This is a genomic window from Aeromonas sp. QDB20 (assembly GCF_027707805.1).
Lineage (GTDB): Bacteria > Pseudomonadota > Gammaproteobacteria > Enterobacterales > Aeromonadaceae > Aeromonas > Aeromonas dhakensis.
Window position 1 is genome coordinate 1 of sequence record NZ_JAPCJC010000053.1, and the last position, 1,452, is coordinate 1,452.

The 1,452-nt window shown below is 53.4% G+C and carries 2 protein-coding genes; both read right to left on the reverse strand.

The window, feature by feature from the left end; genetic code table 11:
* Positions 1 to 154: 154 nt before the first annotated feature.
* On the reverse strand, positions 155 to 697 hold the full coding sequence (gene gmhB / locus PG897_RS22480) for a D-glycero-beta-D-manno-heptose 1,7-bisphosphate 7-phosphatase (RefSeq protein ID WP_026141499.1): 543 nt from the start codon (positions 695 to 697) through the stop codon (positions 155 to 157).
* A 113-nt stretch (positions 698 to 810) separates the two neighbouring features.
* Positions 811 to 1,452 (reverse strand): EF-Tu/IF-2/RF-3 family GTPase (locus tag PG897_RS22485; protein WP_268811949.1); only part of this gene is annotated, 642 nt, incomplete at its 5' end.

The following is a 1,452-nucleotide window of genomic DNA, read 5'->3' on the forward strand; positions in this document are numbered from 1 at the left end:
CTATCGACTCGGTTGTTTGCGTTGCCGCTTGCCGTGTCGATGGAGGCGCATTATAGGGAGTGAATTCGTTCTGGCAAGAGGATAATTGCAAAAAGATGGCTTTCATCGTTCAACCGCTCACAAAGCCACCAAAAAGCATCTTAATCCAGCGAAATCAGCCTGCGACAGGTGCTGCAACGGCAAAATCATGCAGGTTGTCGTAGATGGCATCGGCCAGCTCAATCCCCGCATCAGTAATCGGCTTGCCTGTTCTGACCATGACCTTGTGACCGACCTTGGCATTGATGGCGGCTTTCAGGTCCGAAGGTTTGTCACCCACCATATAAGAGCGGCTCATGTCGATACTGAGCTCCCGCTGGGCAAGCAACAGCATACCCGGTTCGGGTTTCCGGCAGTCGCAGGGGGCACCGTGGTCCGGGTGATGGGGGCAGAAGTAGATACCATCGAGATCCACATCGCGATCGGCCAGGGACCAATCCATCCACTCGGTCAGGTTCATGAAGTCATCTTCAGTGAAGTAACCACGGGCGATGCCGGATTGGTTGGTCACCACGACCAGCAAATAGCCTTTTTTCTTCAGCAATTGCATGGCCTCAATCACCCCGGGCAGAAAATGGAAGTCATCAACCTGGCTGACATAACCCGTGTCCTTGTTGATGACACCATCGCGATCCAGAAAAATGGCGGGTTTACTCACAGCAGCTACCTCTATCAATAATTTCGCAAAAGTATCTCACAGGCCATTTAAAGCCCCAAAAATAAAAGGGGTGGCCGAAGCCACCCCTTTCATGTGTGCATATAAAGTATCGATTAAGCGATAACTTTAGCTACAACACCAGCACCTACGGTACGGCCACCTTCACGGATGGCGAAACGCAGGCCGTCGTCCATCGCGATCGGCGCAATCAGGGTAACAACCATCTTGATGTTGTCGCCCGGCATTACCATCTCTACGCCTTCCGGCAGTTCGATGGTACCGGTCACGTCGGTAGTACGGAAGTAGAACTGCGGACGGTAGCCTTTGAAGAACGGGGTGTGACGACCACCTTCTTCTTTGGACAGTACGTACACTTCAGATTCGAACTTGGTGTGCGGCTTGATGGTGCCCGGCTTGGCCAGTACCTGACCACGCTCTACGTCTTCACGCTTCACGCCACGCAGCAGCGCGCCAACGTTCTCACCTGCACGACCTTCGTCCAGCAGTTTGCGGAACATTTCAACGCCGGTACAGGTGGTCTTGGTGGTATCTTTGATACCAACGATTTCCACTTCTTCACCAACTTTAACGATACCGCGCTCTACACGACCAGTTACTACGGTACCACGGCCTGCGATGGAGAATACGTCTTCGATCGGCATCAGGAACGGCTGGTCAATTGCGCGCTCCGGCTCCGGAATGTAGGTGTCCAGGTGGCCAGCCAGTTCCAGGATCTTCTCTTCCCACTGAGCTTC